General features: G+C 69.8%; 18 protein-coding genes and 2 pseudogenes. 7 read left to right on the top strand and 13 right to left on the bottom strand.

Annotated elements, in window-relative coordinates:
- Positions 1-2: 2 nt before the first annotated feature.
- Both ACIQBL_RS00830 and ACIQBL_RS00825 read left to right on the top strand, forming a co-directional pair.
- Positions 3-1,691 carry a sodium:solute symporter family protein gene (locus ACIQBL_RS00830; protein ID WP_401935376.1) on the top strand — a complete coding sequence of 563 codons (1,689 nt, stop codon included), beginning with the start codon at positions 3-5 and terminating at the stop codon, positions 1,689-1,691.
- A 21-nt stretch (positions 1,692-1,712) separates the two neighbouring features.
- On the top strand, positions 1,713-2,045 hold the full coding sequence (locus ACIQBL_RS00825; protein WP_401935374.1) for a hypothetical protein: 333 nt from the start codon (positions 1,713-1,715) through the stop codon (positions 2,043-2,045).
- 54 nt (positions 2,046-2,099) lie between these two features.
- Here the strand turns inward: ACIQBL_RS00825 and ACIQBL_RS00820 are convergent.
- A pseudogene (locus ACIQBL_RS00820) lies at positions 2,100-2,977 on the bottom strand (hypothetical protein).
- 42 nt (positions 2,978-3,019) lie between these two features.
- The gene (locus ACIQBL_RS00815) at positions 3,020-3,433 is read right to left on the bottom strand and encodes an ATP-binding protein (protein WP_401935372.1); all 414 of its coding nucleotides are present in this window, start codon (positions 3,431-3,433) and stop codon (positions 3,020-3,022) included.
- Positions 3,434-3,660: 227 nt separating this feature from the next.
- Between ACIQBL_RS00815 and ACIQBL_RS00810 the strand changes: the two genes are divergently transcribed.
- Together ACIQBL_RS00810 and ACIQBL_RS00805 are read left to right on the top strand one after the other, a co-directional pair.
- Positions 3,661-4,512 (top strand): helix-turn-helix domain-containing protein, encoded by an 852-nt coding sequence (locus ACIQBL_RS00810; RefSeq protein WP_401935370.1) that lies wholly within the window; start codon positions 3,661-3,663, stop codon positions 4,510-4,512.
- 8 nt (positions 4,513-4,520) lie between these two features.
- A complete protein-coding gene (locus ACIQBL_RS00805) occupies positions 4,521-4,799 on the top strand; it encodes a DUF397 domain-containing protein (RefSeq protein ID WP_401935369.1) in 279 nt (92 codons plus the stop codon).
- An 18-nt stretch (positions 4,800-4,817) separates the two neighbouring features.
- Here ACIQBL_RS00805 and ACIQBL_RS00800 read toward each other — a convergent pair whose 3' ends face one another.
- The 6 genes from ACIQBL_RS00800 to ACIQBL_RS00775 all read right to left on the bottom strand — a co-directional run bounded on the left by ACIQBL_RS00800 (position 4,818) and on the right by ACIQBL_RS00775 (position 13,101).
- Positions 4,818-5,510 (bottom strand): LuxR C-terminal-related transcriptional regulator, encoded by a 693-nt coding sequence (locus ACIQBL_RS00800; protein ID WP_401935367.1) that lies wholly within the window; start codon positions 5,508-5,510, stop codon positions 4,818-4,820.
- 238 nt (positions 5,511-5,748) lie between these two features.
- Entirely contained in the window at positions 5,749-7,509 is a 1,761-nt protein-coding gene (locus tag ACIQBL_RS00795) for a PQQ-binding-like beta-propeller repeat protein (RefSeq protein ID WP_401935365.1), read from the bottom strand.
- A gap of 43 nt (positions 7,510-7,552) precedes the next feature.
- On the bottom strand, positions 7,553-9,322 hold the full coding sequence (locus ACIQBL_RS00790; RefSeq protein WP_401935363.1) for a PQQ-binding-like beta-propeller repeat protein: 1,770 nt from the start codon (positions 9,320-9,322) through the stop codon (positions 7,553-7,555).
- Positions 9,323-9,513: 191 nt separating this feature from the next.
- A complete protein-coding gene (locus tag ACIQBL_RS00785) occupies positions 9,514-11,316 on the bottom strand; it encodes an ABC-F family ATP-binding cassette domain-containing protein (protein WP_401935361.1) in 1,803 nt (600 codons plus the stop codon).
- 168 nt (positions 11,317-11,484) lie between these two features.
- Positions 11,485-12,336, bottom strand: coding sequence for a helix-turn-helix domain-containing protein (locus ACIQBL_RS00780; RefSeq protein WP_401935359.1), 852 nt, complete (start codon positions 12,334-12,336; stop codon positions 11,485-11,487).
- 9 nt (positions 12,337-12,345) lie between these two features.
- Positions 12,346-13,101, bottom strand: coding sequence for a DUF6879 family protein (locus ACIQBL_RS00775; RefSeq protein ID WP_401936954.1), 756 nt, complete (start codon positions 13,099-13,101; stop codon positions 12,346-12,348).
- Positions 13,102-13,267: 166 nt separating this feature from the next.
- Here ACIQBL_RS00775 and ACIQBL_RS00770 point away from each other — a divergent pair, with 166 nt between their 5' ends.
- From ACIQBL_RS00770 to ACIQBL_RS00760, 3 genes are all read left to right on the top strand, one after another.
- On the top strand, positions 13,268-13,471 hold the full coding sequence (locus tag ACIQBL_RS00770) for a hypothetical protein (protein ID WP_401935357.1): 204 nt from the start codon (positions 13,268-13,270) through the stop codon (positions 13,469-13,471).
- Positions 13,468-13,686, top strand: a complete 219-nt coding sequence (locus ACIQBL_RS00765) for a hypothetical protein (protein WP_401935356.1) — start codon at positions 13,468-13,470, stop codon at positions 13,684-13,686. The genes ACIQBL_RS00770 and ACIQBL_RS00765 overlap by 4 nt, the downstream gene beginning before the upstream one ends.
- A 347-nt stretch (positions 13,687-14,033) precedes the next feature.
- Positions 14,034-14,486, top strand: coding sequence for an NUDIX hydrolase (locus ACIQBL_RS00760; RefSeq protein ID WP_401935354.1), 453 nt, complete (start codon positions 14,034-14,036; stop codon positions 14,484-14,486).
- Here ACIQBL_RS00760 and ACIQBL_RS00755 read toward each other — a convergent pair.
- From ACIQBL_RS00755 to ACIQBL_RS00735, 5 genes and pseudogenes are all read right to left on the bottom strand, one after another.
- Positions 14,464-15,498, bottom strand: coding sequence for an N-acetylmuramoyl-L-alanine amidase (locus tag ACIQBL_RS00755; protein WP_401936953.1), 1,035 nt, complete (start codon positions 15,496-15,498; stop codon positions 14,464-14,466). The genes ACIQBL_RS00760 and ACIQBL_RS00755 overlap by 23 nt on opposite strands.
- Positions 15,499-15,738: 240 nt before the next feature.
- The gene (locus ACIQBL_RS00750; RefSeq protein ID WP_401935352.1) at positions 15,739-17,736 is read right to left on the bottom strand and encodes a nitrate- and nitrite sensing domain-containing protein; all 1,998 of its coding nucleotides are present in this window, start codon (positions 17,734-17,736) and stop codon (positions 15,739-15,741) included.
- A gap of 153 nt (positions 17,737-17,889) precedes the next feature.
- Entirely contained in the window at positions 17,890-18,669 is a 780-nt protein-coding gene (locus ACIQBL_RS00745) for an MHYT domain-containing protein (RefSeq protein ID WP_401935350.1), read from the bottom strand.
- Between the two features lie 192 nt (positions 18,670-18,861).
- Complete coding sequence (locus tag ACIQBL_RS00740; RefSeq protein ID WP_401935348.1) at positions 18,862-19,791, bottom strand: 4-(cytidine 5'-diphospho)-2-C-methyl-D-erythritol kinase; 930 nt, start codon at positions 19,789-19,791, stop codon at positions 18,862-18,864.
- Positions 19,788-20,192, bottom strand: a pseudogene (locus ACIQBL_RS00735) (hypothetical protein); the annotation flags it as partial. The gene ACIQBL_RS00740 and the pseudogene ACIQBL_RS00735, both read right to left, overlap by 4 nt.

The following is a 20,192-nucleotide window of genomic DNA, read 5'->3' as shown; positions in this document are numbered from 1 at the left end:
TGATGCAGACCCTGCAGCCCCCCACCTCTCTCGCCGCCGGGCTCCGACTCCCCACGAACGGGCTCGACTACACGATCCTGGCGATCTACTTCGTGGTCGTCCTGGGCATCGGTTTCGCCGCCCGCAGATCGGTGAGGACCAGCCTCGACTTCTTCCTCTCCGGGCGCTCCCTGCCCGCGTGGATCACCGGTCTCGCCTTCATCTCGGCCAACCTGGCCGCCACCGAGATCCTGGGCATGGCCGCCAACAGCGCGCAGTACGGCGCGTACACCGTGCACTGGTACTGGATTGGCGCCATCCCGGCGATGGTCTTCCTCGGCCTGGTGATGATGCCCTTCTACTACGGCTCGAAGGTGCGCTCGGTCCCGGAGTTCCTCCTCCTCCGCTTCGACAAGTGGGCGCATCTGCTGAGTTCGGTCCTGTTCGCCTTCGCCGCCATCCTGATCGCCGGCGTGAACCTGTACGCCCTCGCGATCGTCGTCGAGGCGCTGCTGGGCTGGCCGCAGTGGGTGGCGATCGTCGTCGCCGGCGCCTTCGTGCTCGCGTACATCACCCTCGGCGGTCTGTCGTCGGCGATCTACAACGAAGTGCTCCAGTTCTTCGTGATCCTCGCGGCCCTCATCCCCCTCTCCTACCTCGGCCTGAAGAAGGTCGGCGGCTGGGACGGGCTGACCGACAGGCTCGACGCGGCCCACGGCCACAACTTCACCACCGCGTGGGGCGGCACCGGCATCGGCAGCGTCAACCCGCTCGGCGCGAACTGGCTGACCATCGTGCTGGGCCTGGGCTTCGTCCTCTCCTTCGGCTACTGGACGACCAACTTCGCGGAGGTGCAGCGCGCCCTCTCCGCGAAGAACCTGTCCGCCGCCCAGCGCACCCCGCTGATCGCCGCGTACCCGAAGGTCTTCATCGTCTTCCTGGTGATGATCCCGGGGCTGGTCGCCGCGGCACTCGTCCCGAAGATCGGCACCAGCGGCTCGGACCTCCAGTACAACGACGCCATCCCGTACCTGATGCAGGAGCTGCTGCCCAACGGCGTCCTCGGCATCGCGGTGACGGGTCTCCTGGCGGCGTTCATGGCGGGCATGGCCGCCAATGTGTCGTCCTTCAACACCGTGTTCACCAACGACATCTGGGGCCGGTACGTCGTCACCGGCCGCGAGGACGAGTACTACGTCCGCTTCGGCCGCCTCATCACGGTGATCGGCGTAGCGGCGTCGGTAGGCACGGCGTTCCTGGCCTCGTCGTTCTCGAACATCATGAGCTACCTCCAAACGCTCTTCTCCTTCTTCAACGTGCCGATGTTCGTCGTCTTCATCGTCGGCATGTTCTGGAAGCGCGCCACCCCGAAGTCCGGCTTCTGGGGCCTGCTCGCGGGCACGGTCACCGCGATGGTGAACTACTTCTGGATCTACAAGCGGGGGATCATCTCCATCCCCTCCGACCAGGGCGCGAACTTCGTCTCCGCGATCGCCGGGTTCGTCGCCGGTGCGGTGGTCATGTTCGTGGTGTCCCTGTTCACCCGGCCCAAGCCGGCGGAACAGCTCCAGGGGCTGGTCTACGGCACGACGTCCCCCGGCATGACCGAGGCGCCCGCCGCCGGCGACGACGCGTGGTACCGGCGACCGGCCCTGCTCGGCTGGGGCGCGGTGGCCCTGGCCGCCCTCTGCTACATCCCGTTCTCGTTCTAGCCGCGGGAGGATCGAGAGACCATGTCTGAACACTCAGGACAGTCAGGACACGCAGAGCGCTCCGGGCAGGACGTCCAGCGTGAGGTCAGTGAGCTGGAGAGCAAGTCCACGACCGCGTCCCGCCTGTTCGACCTGCGCGTGATCATCGGCGGGCTGTTCGTCGTCTACGGCGTCATCGTCACGATCGCCGGGATCAACCCGTCGGACTCGTCATTGGACAAGTCCGAGGGCGTCAACATCAATCTGTGGACCGGGATCGCGATGTTGTTGCTGGGGATCTTCTTTCTGGGGTGGGTGAAGTTGCGGCCTACGGTGCCGGTGCCGGTTCCGGACGGGGAACGGCCCACCGAGTAACAGCGGCGCGAGGCTGGGGCCGGGGTTCGCTCCCGGCCCCGTTTCCGCTTCCGTTCATTCCCCCACGAACAGTTCCGACGCGTCGGTGACGTGGTTCGCGCGGTCCAGCCAGGCGTTGAGTTCGTCCAGGTCCGTGGAGGCGAGGATGCGGTCGCGGATGGACTCGGGGACGTCGATCTGACGCCACCCGAAAATACGAAGAAGCATCTCCGCCGTCGCCTGGACGCGCCCCTCCTCGCGTCCTTCCTCCCGCACCTGCTCCGCCAGCGGGTGCCGCCAGAAGTACTGGATCGCCGTCATCAGGTCCCTCCACATCTGCTGGGCCTGGCGGTCGGCCAGGCATGAGTCGACGAACTGCACGAAGACCGCGGCACTGTCCGGGTCGATGGTCCGCAGGGCGGTTGCCAGGGATTCCAGTATGACGGCGGCCTGCGGACCCTTGCCATGTGTCATCGCCGAAAGCACCGCAAGGGGTACGTCCCGTTCGGCCTCCCGCTCGTCCGCGATCACCGGCACGTTGTCCGGACCGAGGACGAAGGGTCGTACCGTCAGCGAGGGGCACCCGCGCACCCCGAGATGAATGGGCTCCGCCGCCCAGCGGGCCGTGGCGTGGCTCTGGGTGATGACGATGAGTACGGGTTCGCAGTGGTACTTCTCGTGCAGGTAGCTGAGGTAGTACGGCCAACTGCCGCGCTTCCGCTTGTCCGGCTTGCCCTGCGATTCGACGACCAGGAGGTAGGCCCCGTCGTCGGTCTCCGCGCGGAGCAACGTGTCCACCCGTTTCTCGACCGGTTCGATCTCCGTGAGATCCACGTTCATGGCGGCGAAGTCGCGCGGCTCGGGGAAGGGGATCCCTAAGACGTTCTGTAGGGCACGGGTCAGAAGCGCGGGATCCTTCTCCGGTGCAGCGCCTCGTGCGTCGAGCCGACCATCAGCTCTCCTTTCTGTCCGATCTATTCGAGGTGATCAACGATCTAGGCGGCGTTCAGGTCACACCACACGTACTTGCCGTGCCGGCCGTTCCTCGACAGCGGCTGCCAGCCCCAGAGATCGGCGCAGGCCCGCACCAACGCGAGGCCTCTCCCCGCCTCGGCCTCCAAGAGGTTCGTCAACTGGCCCGGCGGTTCGGGTGGTTCGGGGTCCGCGTCCCACGCGCCGACGCGCAGCACCCCCGCCGACCAGCTCACGCGGAGCATGACCGGTCCCTTCGTGTGCAGTACGGCGTTGGCCACCAGCTCCGTCGCGACGAGTTCAGCGGTGTCCGCGACCCGGATGAGGCCATGCACGGTGAGGACCAGGCGCAGGGTACGGCGGCAGACGGTGACGGCACGGCGGTCGTGCGGGACGGAGAGGGAGTACTCCCAGGGTTCGGGCTCGGTTTCGGGCATGCGTGAACTCCGTTGGCGGTGTGGGGAGTTGATGCGGTTCACGGGCGGTGGCCTGTCACGCCGTCATGGCAGGACGGGGTGGTGCGCTTCCGGGGTCCCGGGGTTCCGCAGGGTGTGCGTCGCGTCACCGACGGTACGGGTAAAATTTGGAACAGTGCAAGTCGTTGTCGTAATCTGCCCCCCGAACGAGTCACCGCCCCACGGCAGTTGGGGTGAGAGAGGAAGCCATGCCACGCAGACGACAAATCACCGCGCGCCAGGAACGCCTGGGCATTGAACTGCGGAAGCTGCGTGAGACAGCAGGACTCAAAGCACGGGAAGCCGCCACGCTGGTCGGGTCCGACTCCGCCCAGATGAGTCAGATGGAGTCCGGAATCGCAGGAGTGAGCGAGGAACGCGTACGCAGCCTCGCCGCCAATTACTCCTGCGAGGACACGGAGTTGATCGATGCGCTGGTCGCAATGGCCACCGATCGGACATGCGGTTGGTGGGAGGAGTACCGGGGACTGCTGCCCACGTCGTTCCTGGACCTGTCCGAGCTGGAGCACCACGCCACCTACCGCTGGGACGTGGATTTCCTCCATGTCCCCGGCCTGCTCCAGACGAAGGACTACGCTCGCGCAGTCTTCTCGCACAGAGTGCCCGCGCTTCCCCCGAGAGACCTCGAACTGCGGGCCGAACACCGGATGAAGCGACACCGCATCATCGAGGGTGCCCAACCGACGCCGTACGAAGCCGTAGTGCACGAGGGGGCCCTGCGGATCCGGGTCGGCGACCGTGCCGCGTCACGAGCTCAGCTCACCCGCATCCTGGAACTCTCGGAAGCGGACCACGTGACCGTACGTGTCATCCCGTTCGACCTGGACGGATTCATCGATGCCGGAAGCGCCATGATGTATGTGGGTGGCACCATGCTCAAGCTGGACACGGTCGTGCAGGACGCACCCCATGGTTCTGCCTTCGTCGACTCCGAGGCACAACTCGGCAGCTTTCGAACGCTTTTCCGTAGAGTGGAGGGTGTGTCACTCGACCCCGAACGCTCGCGTGACTTCATCCACAGGCTGACGAAGGAACTGTGAGGCGCACCATGACACCCCCGGCCAACTGGCAGAAGTCGTCATTCTCCGGCGGCGGCGACGGAAACAACTGCATCGAACTCGCCAGCACCTGGCAGAAGTCGTCCTTCTCCGGCGGCGGCGACGGCAACGCCTGCCTCGAACTCGCCACCACCCCCACCGCCTTCCACCTCCGCGAAAGTGACGCCCCCGCGACGCACCTCACCACCACCCCCACAGCCCTAGCCGCCCTCCTCCACGGCATACGGTCCCGAACACTGACCGCCGACCGTGTCGACCATCACGGCTGACCCGTTTCCCCGCGCCCCTCAGAAGTCGGTCCCGGCGGTGCTGTTCAGTGGGCCCGCCCTGTCCAGCAGGCCCGTCCTCGCCGCCAGCGCCGCCGCCTCCAGCCTCGAACCCACCCCCAGTTTCATCAGGACGCGCTGGACGTGGGTGCGGGCCGTGGACGGGGCGATGCCCATGCCCGCCGCGATCAGGCGGGTGTCCTCGCCGTCAGCCACCCTGACCAGGACTTCCACCTCCCTCGGCGTCAGCATCTGCAACAGGCGTTGGCCCTCGTCGTCGGGTTGGGCCGCCGGGTTCAGGAGTTCGCTGAAGGCGCCCTGCAACAACTGCGGTGCTACGGCCGCTTCGCCCGCCCTCGCCTTCATGATCGCGCGCTCCACGCCCTCGATGCGCTCGTCGTGCCGTACGTAACCCGAGGCGCCTGCCGCGAAGGCCGCCGCGATGCCGCGGGGGCTGGGGACAGGGCCCAGTACCAGGACCGCGACCTGCGGACGCTCGCGTTTGATCTTCACCACCGGGTCGAAGATGCCCGGCTCGGCCGGTGTCGCCGTACCGATCAGGCACACCTCGGGTGCGCGGGTGATCACCAGTTCCGCCGCGCCCGCCGCGGGCGCCGCCGCCGCGAGCACCCGGTGTCCCCGCAGCTTCAGTGCCGAGGCCAGTGCCTCGGCGAGCAATCGGTGGTCGTCGACCACCATCAGCCGCACTCCCATCGAGCAACCCCCCAGTCCCCCCAATGGATGCCCACTATGGCTGCCCACCGGTCACCGAGAACAGAGGGCCCCCAGCACCCCCGCTCTTCATGCCCCCGGAAGCTACACGCTTGTTCGACGTTGCGCTGCCCCTACTGGAGAGAAGTGCCCCGGATCGATGGACTTTTTCGCATTCCTGCCATTCGGGAGTGATGGGGGTGGTGGGGGTAGCGGGAGTAGTGAGGGTAGTGGTGGGGGGTCAGCCTGCTGTGCCGAACGCGATCGCCAGGTCCTTGTCCTCGGTGGACGACGACGAGGCCTTGTCCGCGTAGACCGCCGACATGTAGAGGTGCCCCTGCGCGTAGAGGATCTCCGCGTAGTCCGGCAGGAAGCTGGTCTCCGTGGCCCGTACCGTCTCCGTGCTCGGGTTCTCCAGCAGCTTCGTCTCCTTGAAGGAGGTGCCGTCGACGCTGACGATCTGGCCGCCCTTGTCGTAGGGCGGGGACTTGTAGGCCAGGAGGTTGCTGCCGTCCATACGCAGCGGGGTGATGGTATAGCCGTCGCCCGCGTCGGCGCGCTGGCCGGTCTGCTTGCCGGTGGCGAGGTCGAAGGCGACGATCTCGTTGGTCTTGCTGTAGGAGTCGCCGGAGCCGTCGTGCTGCTCGGTCGGCACGTACAACCGGTCGTTCCCCACGGCCAGTTCGGTGCAGTACTCGACGCGGGTGATGCCGTCGCAGCGGCCCGCGTACTGCTTGCCCGGCGCCGGGATGTGCGCGCGCAGCGCACCCGTCCCGTTGTCGATGGAGAAGAAGTCCGAGATGCCGCTGCCGTCGCCCGCGCTGTTGCCGACGTCGGCCGCGACGACCAGCGGGTCGGTCGACACGATGCTCGCGTACTCGATGCCCTGGGCCATCTTGTAGTCGGAGATCACCTTCCCGGAGACCGGGTCGATGGTCTGGATGTGGAGGGTGGGCGAGTCGTACGTCCCGCACCTGCGCACCGCGACCAGTTTGGCGCCGCCGCCGTAGCCGGCGTCGTAGCAGTCGGTGACCTTCGGGCTCCACAGGACCTTGCCGGTGGAGATGTCGAAGGCGGCGCCGCCGTCGGTGCTGCCGACGGCGACCGTGTTCGCGCTGACGGTGACGTTCTCGAAACTGATCGGCTGGTCACCGGAGTCGGCCGTCTTCGTCCACAGCTTGGTGCCCGCGTTCAGGTCGATCGCGGCGATCTGGCTGCAGCCGTGGGAGGGCTTGTCCTTGGTCGGCATGGCGGGCTCGTAGATGATCGCCGTCCTGCCGTCGGTGGTGGTGTGCTTCGTGGCCTGGCACACCGGGCCGGGGAGCTTGATCGTCCACTTCTTGGCGCCGGTGGCACGGTCGTAGCCGTCGACCTCGGCGGCCCCGCTCTTGGCGTACACCTTGTCGGTGAGCCAGGAGCCGGACGTCACCATGGTGTCGCCGACCTTGGGCATCGGGACCTGGAAGAGGACCTTGGAGGCGGTGTCGGCGGGCACCTTCTCCTTGCCGCCGGAGGTGGTGCCGCCCTTGTTCTTGGTGCCGCCGGTCGCATCAGCGCTGTTCTTCTTGTCGTCGTTCTTGCCGCCCTTGCCGGACGAGGACGCGTACCAGATCCCGCCGCCGACGATCAGCGCGATCGCCACCACCGCGGCGGTGATGATCACCGCGGGCGCCCCGAACTTCCGCCCGCCGCCCGCCGGTTGGCCCGGCTGCGGGTGCAGCGGCATGGTCGGCTGCCCTGGGTACCCCGGCCCCGGGTAGCCGTAACCGGGCTGCTGGCCATAGGGGTTGGGCGGTTGCCCGTACGGCGGCTGCGGGGGCTGGGCGTACGGGTTGGGCTGCTGGCCGGGGTAGCCGTAACCCGGCTGCTGGGGCGGGGGCGGTGCCTGCGGGTAGCCGTAGCCCGGTGGGGGCGGGGGCTGCTGCGGGGGCTGGTCCTGGGGCGGGCCGAAGCCGCCCTGCTGCGGGGGCTGGTTCGGTGGGGGCGGGGGCGGCTGGGTCATGACGAGTACCTCGGGGACGGGTCGACGGAAGCGCAGGAAAGGGTTACTTGCCGTAGGCGAGCATCAACTTCTCCTTCGTGTCGTCATTGCCGTTCAGCCGGGTCGACGAGATGTAGAAGCGTCCGCCGACGTAGTCGATGTCCCGCGAGTAGAAGCTCGACTCGATCTGCGCGGTGGCCGCCGGCATCTGGAGCAGCTTCGTCGTCGGGTGCGAGGAGCCGGTCGTCGGGACGGCGACGATCCGGCCGCCCGCGTCGTACGACGGCTCGACGTAGGCGAGGAGCTTGCCGCCCCCGGCCCTGATCGGCACCATCGACTCGTCCGCGGGGGACTTGACCCGCCACTCCTCCTTGCCGGTGGCGAGGCTGATCGCGACGATCTGGTTGGCGCCGGTCGTCGCCCGCGTCGGCAGGTACAGGGAGGTCGCGTCGACCGCGACGCCCTGGCAGCCCTGGAGGTCCCGGTCGAGGATCGTCAGACCGCACGAGGGCGCGAAGGCGGCCTTGGAGTCGACCTGCGACCGCACCGAACCGTCGTTCTTCAGCGTCGAGATGTTCCAGTGCTTGTTGTCCGCGTCGGTCATGTAGAGGACGACCGGGTCCACGGAGTACGTGCGGGCGACCGTCCAGCCCTTGGGGATCGCCTTGGTCCACTTGGCCTTCCCGGTCGCCGGGTCCAGTTCCTGCACCTCGTCGTGCTCGGTCGAGGTGCCCGCCCCGCAGGACGCGACCGAGATCAGCCTGGCGCCGCCCGCGAACGAGCCCGGGAAGCAGGCCGAGCCGTACTTCTTCTTCTCGTAGAGCTGCTTGCCGGTGTCGAGGTCGTAGGCGACCCCGGACTCCGAGCGGCCCACCATCAGCGTCCTGCCGGTGAGGGACAGGCCGACGGTGATCGCGCTGTCGAACAGGGCACCGTCCGCGACCGTCCCGGCCCAGCCCTTCGCCCCGGTGTTCAGGTCGATCTGCTGGAGGTGGTTGCACTTGGCGTTGTCGCTGACACCGCTCTCGTACGCCACGACGATCTTGTCGTCGGCCGACTTCTGCGGGGTGACCGCGCAGATCTTCTGCGGGAAGGTGATCGTGGGCCAGGTCGGGTTGCCGTTGCCCACGTTGTAGGCGACGAGTTCCTTGTACGCGGCCTTCACCGCCGTCTTGCCGGTGATCCACATGCCGGGGGCGTCGGCGCCGGAACCGGGCGCGTCCGGCGCCTCCTTGTACCAGAGCACCTTCGCCTCGCCGGACTTGCGGCCCGCGTTGAGGTTCTCGGGGTCCTTGCCGCCGTCACCGCTGCCGTCACCGGGGTTGGCGGGGTCGTCGCTGCCGCCGGTGGGCTTCGGGCTGCCGCTCCGCTCCGCCACCGGCTTCTTGTCGCCGCCGCCGCTCGTGACCGCCCACACCGTGCCGCCCACGACGAGCAGTCCGGCCACGGCCGCCGCGATCACCAGCGCGGGCTTCCCCTTGAAGGGGCCGCCACCGGGAGGCGGGGGCGGGGGCGGGGGCGGGCTGAACTGCGGCTGGGGCGGCGGGTATCCGTAGCCGCCGTAGGGGGGCTGCTGACCGTAGGAGCCCGGCTGCTGGGGCTGCCCGTAGGGGCCGGGTTGCTGGGGCTGCCCGTAGGGGCCGGGCTGGTGCGGCTGCCCGTAGGGGCCGGGCTGTTGGCCGTACGGGCCCGGCTGTTGCTGTTGCTGTTGCGGGTAGCCGTAGCCCGGCGCCGGCGGAACCGGGGCGCCGAAGCCGCCCGGCGGTGGCTGTGGCGGTTGGTTCGGCGGCGCTCCGTAACCGCCGGACGGCGGCTGGTCGGGCGGCTGCGTCATCAGCGGTTCCCCCTCGTTCACTGACTTCTAGCCACGCCCCGAGGTTCCGCGAAGGACCCGGAGGCGCGTTCAAACAGGTCTCAGACGGCCCTTTCTATCACTCGGCTGTCCACGAACAACGGGCCGGTTCTCCCCTGTTCCCAAGGGAGGACCGGCCCGTGATGGCCCCGTTATGCGCCTTCACGCACCCTTCACGCGTCCTCGGCGAGTTCCAGCCACCGCATCTCCAGCTCGTCCCGCTCGCCGCCCAAGTCCCGCAGCCGGGCGTCCAGTTCGGCCACTTTCGCGAAGTCCGTGGCGTTGTCGGCGATCTGGGCGTGCAGCTTGGCCTCCTTCTCGGAGACCTTGTCCAACTGCCGCTCGATCTTCTGGAGTTCCTTCTTCGCGGCCCGCTGGTCGGCGGCGCTCACGGCGGGCGCGGCCTTCTCCACCAGCGGGACGGCCGCGGCGGCCACTTCCTCCATACGGTGGCGCCGCTCCAGGTACTCGTCGATTCCGCGCGGCAGCATCCGCAGCGTGGCGTCGCCGAGGAGGGCGTACACCTTGTCGGTGGTGCGCTCGACGAAGAACCGGTCGTGGGAGATCACGATCATCGACCCGGGCCAGCCGTCGAGGACGTCCTCCAGCTGGGTCAGGGTCTCGATGTCGAGGTCGTTGGTGGGCTCGTCGAGGAAGAGGACGTTCGGCTCGTCCATGAGGAGGCGGAGCAGCTGGAGCCGGCGCCGCTCACCGCCGGACAGGTCCCCGACCGGCGTCCACTGCTTCTCCTTGTTGAAACCGAACGTCTCGCACAGCTGCCCGGCGGTCATCTCCCGCCCCTTGCCGAGGTCGACGCGCTCGCGCACCTGCTGCACGGCCTCCAACACCCGCAGCGTGGGCTTGAGTTCGGCCACCTCCTGGGAGAGGTAGGCGAGCTTCACCGTCTTCCCCACGACGACCTTGCCGGCCGCGGGCTGGGTGTCGCCGTCGCTGCGGGCGGCCTCGGCGAGGGCCCGCAGCAGGGAGGTCTTCCCGGCGCCGTTGACGCCGACCAGGCCGATGCGGTCGCCGGGGCCGAGGTGCCAGGTGATGTGCTTCAGGAGCACCTTCGGGCCGGCCTGGACGGTCACGTCCTCCAGGTCGAACACGGTCCGGCCCAGGCGCGAGGAGGCGAACTTCATCAGCTCGCTGGTGTCGCGCGGCGGCGGCACGTCCGCGATCAGTTCGTTGGCGGCCTCGACGCGGAAGCGCGGCTTCGACGTACGGGCGGGGGCGCCCCGGCGCAGCCAGGCCAGCTCCTTGCGGACCAGGTTCTGCCGCTTGGTCTCCTCGGTGGCGGCGATGCGCTCGCGCTCGGCGCGGGCGAAGACGTAGTCGGTGTAGCCGCCCTCGTACTCGTAGACGTCGCCCTTCTGCACGTCCCACATCCGGGTGCAGACCTGGTCCAGGAACCACCGGTCGTGCGTCACGCAGACGAGCGCGGAACGGCGCTCGCGCAGGTGCTGGGCGAGCCAGGCGATGCCCTCGACGTCGAGGTGGTTCGTCGGCTCGTCGAGGACGACCAGGTCCTGGTCCTCGATGAGCAGCTTGGCGAGCGCGATACGGCGGCGCTCGCCGCCGGAGAGCGGGCCGATGACGGTGTCGAGGCCCTGCGGGAAGCCGGGCATGTCCAACCCGCCGAACAACCCCGTCAGTACGTCGCGGATCTTGGCGTTGCCCGCCCACTCGTGGTCGGCCATGTCCCGGATGACCTCGTGGCGGACGGTCGCCTCCGGGTCGAGGGAGTCGTGCTGGGTGAGGACGCCGAGGCGGAGTCCTCCGGAGTGGGTGACGCGGCCGGTGTCGGACTCCTCCAGCTTGGCGAGCATCCGGATGAGCGTGGTCTTGCCGTCTCCGTTGCGGCCCACGACCCCGATCCGGTCCCCTTCGGAGACACCGAGCGAGACACCGTCGAGCAGGGCACGGGTGCCGTACACCTTGCTGACGTTCTCGACATTGACCAGGTTGACGGCCATTTCTCTCCTGACAGGGGGGACGGTCAGCCTCCCAGGGTAATGCGCGGCGGGGGGCTGGGGATCCGTGCAGGTCAGGGGGGCCGGCGGGTGTCTGCGGCTCCGTTGCGGCTGGTCGCGCCCGTGTGGCGGAGCCGCACGGGCGTAGGTGATCAGACGGGCGGGTGCCTGTCAGGCGACGGTGAGCGCCCGGCGCGCGTGGCTGATCAGGTTCTGGGCGTCGGTGCCGAAGACGGCGGACTCGCGCAGGGTGCGCCAGACCTTGAGGTGCGTGGCGACGCTGTCCCCGTCGTCGAGCCAGAGTTCCGCGTGCCAGTTCTCGACGACGACCCGCTGTTCGTCGTAGACCCAGAAGCCACCGCCGGGCGGGATCTTCAGAGACGCGCCGATGGGTACGATCCCGAGCTCCACCGTGTCCAGGCCGATCACGCCGGAGAGCCGGTCGAGTTGCGCGGCCAGCACCGAGGGCGGACAGATAAACACGCTCAGCACGGGCTCCCAGAGGAGGATGTGATACCTCCGGCCGCCGCTGTAGAGGCCCTCCTGGCGCTTCATGCGGGAGCGTACGGCTTCCTCGATGTCCCGGACGGAGCCGTGCAGTTCGGTGAATCGGCTGAGAATCGCGCGCGCATAATCGGGCGTCTGGAGCACGCCGACAATCCACGACGACTCCCATGCGTGCAGCACCGCCGCCCGCGCCTGAGCCTCGTTGTGCGCGTCCTGGACGGCCTTGTGGCCGGCGGCGAGCTGGCGCCGCCATGAGCGGATGTGTGACTCAAGTCCCCGGAGGCGGGCCAGGAGTTCCCCGTCCGCCTCCGGCCGGCCGGTGGCCTCGGCCCAGGCCCTCAGCTCGTCGGCCGTGGCCGTCTGCTTGCCGTTCTCCAGCTTGCTGATCTTCGACTGGGGCCAGCCCAGCCGCTGCGCCAGAACTGTGCCGGTGAGCCGACCGCCGGGGGCGGATTCGCGCAGCTCGCGGAGACGCTCACCGAGCGCCGCGCGGGCCTGCTGGAAGTCGGTGCTCACCGGTCCTGATCACTGCTCCCTGGTGCTCATACCGGCCACGAACTCCTCGTACGGGACAGCGTGGTGCATGGCCGCGTCCCGGACCATGGCGTACCTGACCACCTCGGCCGGTTCGGTGATCAGCTCCACGTCGGTGAAGTTGTCGTCGGCGTCGAAGCGGAGCAGCGCAACGAGCCGGGAGTCGAAGATCCAGAAATCCTCGGCCGGGAGGCTCAGGCGATCAGCCTCGGCCCGCGAGAGGTTGCGGATGTCCTCGCCCAGGGCCGTGTTCTTCTCGGCGTACGCGAGCAGATAGCGCTGTCCCTGGGTGGCCGGATCGTCGACGATGCGCACCCTTCCGACCCGCGCGCCGCCTGCGGTCTTCTCACGGACCGTCACCGACCACGGCGTGGTCAGGTCCCACGTCATTACCTCGCCCTGGACGAACTGTGTCCACGTGTCGGTCGCCTCGTCCGACGCGTACCGGCGCCGGGTCTCCAGCCGCCAGGCGGTGTGCTCGAACCGCTCGAAGAGCTGTCCGAACGCGTCCAGATCGATGATCCTCGCGTCACGCGTCACGTCTTTGGGCCCCCAGTCCACGATCAGTTCACGAGGTACGACGATCGGCACCTCTCCCTCCCCGAGGTGCCGGAGCTGAGCGATGTCGTCGGGGTCGGTGAGCGGCGGGCCGTGAACGATGACCTCGCCGCTGTCCACGTCTTCGTGCACGGACGGGCAGCCGCCCTCGCCGCTGCCGGTTCCGTTGAAGCGCAATCGCCTCATGATCGTGCCCCTCTCATAGGGTTTCGGATCAGCCTTGCGCCACCGCTTGCTCGTCGGCTACGCCTGACCTGCCGCGACATCAGAAACCCTGTGAATTCTTCACCCCTACCCAAGAATATCCATGAATATCCGCTAGCCGACTCAACTGCCCCGCCGCGACGGTGAGTTCATGACCACTGCACAGAAGTCGGGCACAGCCGAAGCCGTCGAGGCGGTCGAAGTGCTGCGCGGAGCGCTGACGGCGGCGGGGATCGTCCTGCCGTCCCTGGGAGCCGACACGGCCTCCCCCGACCTGAACCTGATCGAGCTGGGGCGGGTGCGTGCGGACGTCGCGCTCCGGCTCGCTGACGCTCTGCGCCAGGGGTGCGCATGAGCGAGTTCACGCCGGAGGTCGGCGATCTCGTGTTCGACGAGGCGACCCGTCAGGTCGGCCGGATGATGGGGCATGAGGGTCCGTACCGGCAGCTCCGGCCGGTCGGTGGAGGGCGCGAGTGGGACGCGTCCGGTCCGCTGCGGCCTCCGACGGATGCCGAGCGGCTGTCGGCGGGCGTGGCCGTGGCCAACGCGCGGAGCCGGGGCGAGCTGTGAGCGCGTCGACGGCCGATGACGTCGAACTGTCCCCGGAGTGCACCGTCGGACAGCGGCGCGGCTACGGCGAGGTGCACGACCTGTGCACTCAGACCAAGGACATCCCGCTCCCCCACGGTGGCGGTCTGCTGCTTCAGCAGCGGTGCGGATGCACGTGCCATCTGTACAGGAAGGCTGACGCGTCGCCACGCCCCGGCAACGCGACGCCCCGCCGGTGTTGAGTCCCGGCGGGGCTTCGTTTTCTGAGGTCCGCCTCACATGTCGCACTCGCCCATGTCGCACTTCCCACCCTGCTGAACGCGCCGTTCGCCGCCACGCTCGCCCTGTAGAAGCTACGCTCCCGGCCCATGAACGACCCATCCCAGCGGCGGCCGATGCGCGACGCCTCCGTCATCGTGGCCCGGGACGCGGACGGCATGGTCGCCGTTCTGACCGCCGAATTCCCCGAGCACGGCGGCGAGTACGTGTTCCTGCCCGGGGGACGCCGCGAAGGTGACGAGAGCCCGGAAGAGTGCGCGCGACGCGAGCTGCGCGAGGAAGCCGGCGTCATCGCCGAAACCTGGCGCCCCCTCGGCGCGTACGCCATCACCCTCAACTCCACCGCCCGCATCCACCTCTTCCTGGCCGAGGGTCTCACCCTGGGACCGCAGCAACTCATGCCGAGCGAAGCGGACTTCAAGCTGATGTGGTGGCCTATGGACGATGCGATCCAGGCTGCCGCAGAGGGACGCTTCCTGCTCCAGGGCGGCCCCCTGGCACTGCTGCTCGCCCAGCAGGTCAGCGGGCCGCTGCTGACCTGACCTCTGTCAGGAGGTCGTACATCGTCTGGCCGGGGCAATCCGTCTGGAGCCAGTCCCTGTGGCCGCTGATCGTCTCGTTGTCCTTCTTTACGCCGTTCACCGGGTTCGTGTAGGTGATCTCGGCCTGGGGGTCGAGGCCCTTGAAGCGGGCGATGACCTTGATGAGGCGGATCAGGGAGGCCTTTGCCGCGTCCGTCGGAGGCTGGGCCACCAAGGTGCCGAGCAGGGCGATGCCGAGGTTGCCGGAGTTGAAACCCGCTGTGTGGAAGGCGGTGACCAGGTTGCCGTCGGGGTTGAAGGCGGGGACGAGGTCGTCGCCGGAGTAGCGGCCCTCGTAGACGACGCCCGCCTCGTCGATCAGGAAGTGGTAGCCGATGTCGCCCCAGTCGAGGGTGACCGCGTGGTACTCGTAGATCCCGCGGACGGTCGCGGCCGGGTCGGGGTCGGCGTTCGGGGTGTCGGTGTGGTGGACCGTGATCGACTGGAGTGGGTAGTACTTCTCGGGTGAGTTGACCTGCCCGTCCTTGTACCGCTTCGACTCGTCGGCGCCCCAGGCCGGGCGCGAGAGGTAGCGGACGCCGCGGACGCGGGTCGCCTCGGTCGGCACGTGGAAGGTGCGGTCGGGGCCGCGGGTGCAGTCGATGGCGACCGTGCGGACGTCGGTCGCGCCCGCCGGTGCCCTCACCTCGTAGCTGGTGGCCGCGTCGGCCGCGACCAGGGCCGTACCGCCGCCGTCGACGGTCGCGCAGCCGGTGCCGGTGCTCTGCCAGGCGCCGTCCGCGAAACGGATGCCCGCGCCGTCCTGGTCGCCGGTCCAGCGCAGGCCGACGTAGGACGCGGCGAAGGCGGTGGTGGCCGGGGCGGTGCCGGTGGCGGTCTCGGTGCGGGTGGCCGGGAAGGTCTCCGGCGTCGTGCCCGAGGGGGTGGGGTCGGGGGTGGAGCCCGAGTCGGTGGCCGCGAACACCGCCGGGGTCAAGGCGGCTCCGGCGGCTACGGCGCCGGCGGCCCCTATCGCGCCGCGACGCGAGAGGGACCGCTTCCTGCGGTGGGACGGTGCGGGGGACGGCGGTGCGGGGGACGGCGGTGTGGGGGACGGCGGTGTGGGGGACGGCGGTGTGGGGGTTTCGGACACGGAACTGACCCTTCCAGCAGTGCACTTGAAGTATCAAACGAACCTATCCGTCCCCTCCGCCCCACCTGTACTGCGATCGCGGTACATCTGTGTGGAGATGGTGCGAAGAATGCCCCGGCCTCAGGCACCCGCCCCGCGCAGCCGCTGCTGCGGGACCAGGGCCGACGCGGGCGCCAACCCCCGGCCTCCGGAGGCGTGTTGCTGCTCCCCTACCGGCATGTCGTCGCGCATCACGCCCTCGGGGATGAGCACGGCGGCCGTGACGCCGCCGGTCTGCGAGTGGCGTATCTCCACGCGCAGGCCCTGCCGTTCGCGCAGCCGGTTGACCACGAAGAGGCCGATCTGCTTGGCGTCGAGGAGGTCGACCTTCTCGGACTGGATCTTGCGGTTGGCGTCGGCGATCGCGTCCTCGTTCATGCCGAAGCCGCTGTCCTCGACCTCGATGAGGACGCCCTCCCGCATCCGGGCCGCGCGCAGCTGCACCTGGGTGCTGGGCGGTGAGAACGCGGTCGCGTTCTCGACGAGTTCGGCGAGCAGATGGATCACGTCGGCGACGGAACCGCCGGTCAGCGACACCTTCGGTACGGCCCAGATCCGCACCCGGGTCGAGTTCTCGATCTCGGCGACGGCCGCGCGCAGGATGTCGGCCAGCGGGATCGGGTCCCGCCAGCCCCGGCCGGGCGCGATCCCGGACAGGATCAGCAGGCTCTCGGAGTGCCGGCGCATGCGGGTGGCGAGGTAGTCGACGCGGTAGAGGTCGTGGAGTTCGGCCTGGTCGCGCTGTCTGCGCACCATCCCGTCGAGCAGGTCGAGTTGGCGGTGCAGGAGGACCTGGCTGCGGCGGGCGAGGCTGACGTAGACGCCGGAGATGCCGCTGAGGAGTTCGGCGCGTTCGGAGGCGGCCTTGAGTGCGGCGCGCTGGACGGCGGTCAACGCGGTGCCGACCTGGGCGAGTTCGTCACCGGCGAGGCGGCGCATGGGGGCCTCGGCGTCGATGTCGACGCCCTGGCCGGCGTGCAGTCGGCGCATGGCCCGCGGGAGGCTGCGGCCGGCCACTTCGAGGGCGGAGTTGCGCAGGTCGAGGAGTTCGACGATGAGGCCGCGGCCGACGAGCACGGAGACCAGCAGCGACAGCAGCACGCCGACCAGGCCCAGCACGACGGCGATCCCGGAGGCGCCGAGGGTGTCCCAGCCGAACGGGTCGGCGGCGGCCGTGGCTCCCGTACCGGCCGCGGTCTCCGCCGCGTCGAGGCCGGTGAGGACTCCGCTCGCGGTGGCGTCCCAGCCGCGCAGGAAGCCCGCGGACGCGGCGGAGGTGCCGGGGCCCGCGCTGCGGACCCGGTTCTCGACCGCCTGGAGTCGGGTGTACTGGGTGCTGCCGAGGAGTGTGCGGTACGCCGTCCGGTGCTCGGGCTTGAGGTCGGCGACCGCGGGGGCGAGCAGTGCGCGCTGGGTGGCGACGGCGCCGACGAACAGCGCGTACTGCTCCTTCGTCAGCTCGCCCCCGGTGCGGGCGGCGCCGAGCAGCGCCTGTTCCTGGGCGAGGGCCTCGCGGGCCCGGGACAGTTCGAGCACCACGCGGGCGTCGGAGGCGTCGGAGGCGGTCCTGTCGTCGGTGAGCGCACCGGTGACGGAGAAGCCGTGCTCGACGATCGTCGAGTAACCGCCGTACGTGGCCGTCGACTTGGAGCCCTTGGCGGTGGCCTCCGCGCGCAGCGCCGCCAGTCCGTCGGCGTCGGTCTCCAGCTTGTCGATACGGCCCGGCAGCGTGGAGTCGATCAGTGCCGCGTCCGAACTGGAGTCGTTGACGCCGCCGCGCAGGGCGGCGGCGGCCTTGTCGGTGGCCGCGGCGGCGGCCCTGAAGGCGGCCGGGGCGTCCGCGTGACGCAGGGCGGCGGTCCGCTCGCCCTGGATCGCGGTGACGAACTCGGCGACGGGGGTGAGGAGTTCGGAGTTGACGTCCTTGGCGGTCTCGGTGTCGGCGATGCTCGACGCGGTCGTCACCGCGGCGAAGCCCCACAGGGCCATCAGGGACACGATGGGCAGCATCAGCAGGGCGACGATCTTCGCGCGGACCGATCTGGGGCGCAGTCGGGCCGGCGCGCGCAGGACACGCATGAGGGACCTCGTTCGGGGGAAGTGCGGGGTGGTTCGTACGGCGCGTTCGATCTACCGATCGACGGTCGGCACCCACACCCCGGAGAGGCGGGGGCCGTTGCCGTAAGGGCAGTTGAAGTCAGGGAAGTTGAAGTCAGGGTGGCCCAAGTCGGTTCAGACCGTGGCGAGTTCGACCTCGCGGAGCAACTCCGCGGCGATGGCGGACTCGTGGCGTTTGCCGGTCGGGGAGAGGGCGACGTAGGCGGACGCGAGGAAGAGGAAGGAGCCGAGGACGACGGCGAGCGGGAAGATGAACTCCGTGGCGGTGGCGCCGGCCAGGGTCGCGCCGCTGGGGGCGAGGGTGACGCTCACGGCGTACATGCCGGTGTAGTGCATGCTGCTCACCGCGAGCCCCATGACGAGGGCGGCGAGCGTGGCGAGGACCGGACCGCGCACGATCAGGGTGAGGGTGAGCGCGGCGGTCGCGGCGACGACGGCGATCACGACGGAGGCGATGACCAGCCGGGGGTCGTAGTCGATCTCGCCGTGCAGGTCGAGCGCGGCCATGCCGGTGTAGTGCATGGCGGCGACGCCGAGGCCGGTGCCGATGCCACCGAAGGCGACCGAGGTGACGCGGGAGCGGCCGTAGCCGGCGGTGAAGACGCCGGCGGCGACCACGCCGATGGACATCAGCAGGCTCAGGACGGTGAGCGGGACGTCGTAGCGGATGGGGGTGCCTTCGACGCTGAAGCCGAGCATGGCCACGAAGTGCATGGTCCAGATGCCGGAGCCGATGGCGACGGAGGCGAGGGTCAGCCAGTTCCGTTTGGAGGCGCCGTCCGCCTCAAGTGCCCTTACGGTGCAGCGCAGTCCGAGCGCGGCGCCGACGCAGGCCATCGCGTAGGACAGGACCGGGGTGACCCAGCCCGCGCTGAAGTGGTCCATGTGGCCCATGGGGAGGTTCCTCTCGGGCGTGGCGCGGCGAGACCGCGCGCGCAGGGAGTACCGCCGGTAACTAGGACCGGGGTCGGCTGATCATGCCAGCCGTTCCTCTGGGACAGAGGGCGCGAAAGGGACCATGGGGTCGATTGATGAACATTAATTCACTGTGGTTTGGATAACACCCCGCACGTATGTTTATGCAGGTCAGGCGGGTGATTCGTGGACCTCGTGTGAAGGTCGGTCGATCACGGTCGCCCCGGCCGCAGGCCCCGCCGCCGTACGTACCGTCCGGCATGTCCCGGAGGCCGCCAGCGCCTGCGCCACCTTCGCCGCCGACTCGGGGTCGCGGACGAGGAACGCCGTCGTCGGGCCCGAGCCGGAGACCAGCGCGGCGAGGGCGCCCGCGGTGTGGCCCGCGGCGAGGGTGTCGGCCAGTTCCGGGAAGAGCGAAAGGGCGGCGGGCTGAAGGTCGTTGGAGACGGCGGCGGCGAGCGCGTCCGGGTCGCCCTTCGCGAGCGCGTCGAGGAGCGGCTGGGAGGCCACGGGCTCCGGGATGCCGGTCCCCTCCCCCAGCCGGTCGAACTCCCGGAACACCGCCGGGGTCGACAGCCCCCGCCCGGCCATCGCGAACACCCAGTGGAAGGTGCCGCCGACCTCCATGGCCGTGAGCTTCTCCCCCCGCCCGATGCCCAACGCCGCCCCGCCCACCAGGCTGAACGGCACATCGCTGCCCAACTCCGCGCAGATGTCGAGCAGTTCGGCCCGCGAGGCACCGGTGCCCCACAGCGCGTCGCACGCCACCAGCGCGCCCGCGCCGTCCGCACTGCCGCCCGCCATACCGCCCGCGACGGGGATGTCCTTGGCGATATGGATGTGCACGGCGCCGCTACGGCCGTACCGCGCGGCGAGCGCCTCGGCCGCCCGCGCCGCCAAGTTCGTACGGTCCAGCGGTACTTCGGCCGCGTCCGGGCCCGCGCAGGTGACGCGGAGTCCGTCGGCCGGGGTCACGGTGACCTCGTCGTACAGGCCGACCGCGAGAAAGACGTTGGCCAGGTCGTGGAAACCGTCGGGGCGCGCGGCGCCGACCGCGAGCTGGACGTTGACCTTGGCGGGGACGCGGACGGTGACGCTCACTTACGGGGCTCCTCGGGCTGGGTGTCGTCGGCGTGGGCATCGCTCGTGGGCATCGCCGGGTGGGCCCCGCGCAGGGCGTTGCCGGCCTGGGCGTCGCTCACTGCCTCCGCCGGGCGTCCCTCGTGCGGGGCGTTGCCCGCCCGGCCGGGGCTCGCCGACTCCGCCGGACCGGCCTCGCGCAGAGCACTGCCGGCCTGGGCGTCGCCCACGACCTCCGCCGCACGGGCCTCGCGCTGAGCGTCGCCGGATCGGACGGTGTTCGCGGTCTCCGCCGCACGGCTCGCGCTCGGGGCGTTGCCCGCCCGACCGGGGCTCGCCGACTCCGCCGGACCGGCCTCGCGCAGAGCACTGCCGGCCTGGGCGTCGCCCACGACCTCCGCCGCACGGGCCTCGCGCTGAGC

It is taken from the genome of Streptomyces sp. NPDC088350, from assembly GCF_044753545.1.
In the GTDB taxonomy this organism is placed as follows: Bacteria; Actinomycetota; Actinomycetes; order Streptomycetales; family Streptomycetaceae; genus Streptomyces.
The sequence above is the reverse complement of the archived record's forward strand: the minus strand, read 5'-3'. Positions and strand labels throughout refer to the sequence as shown.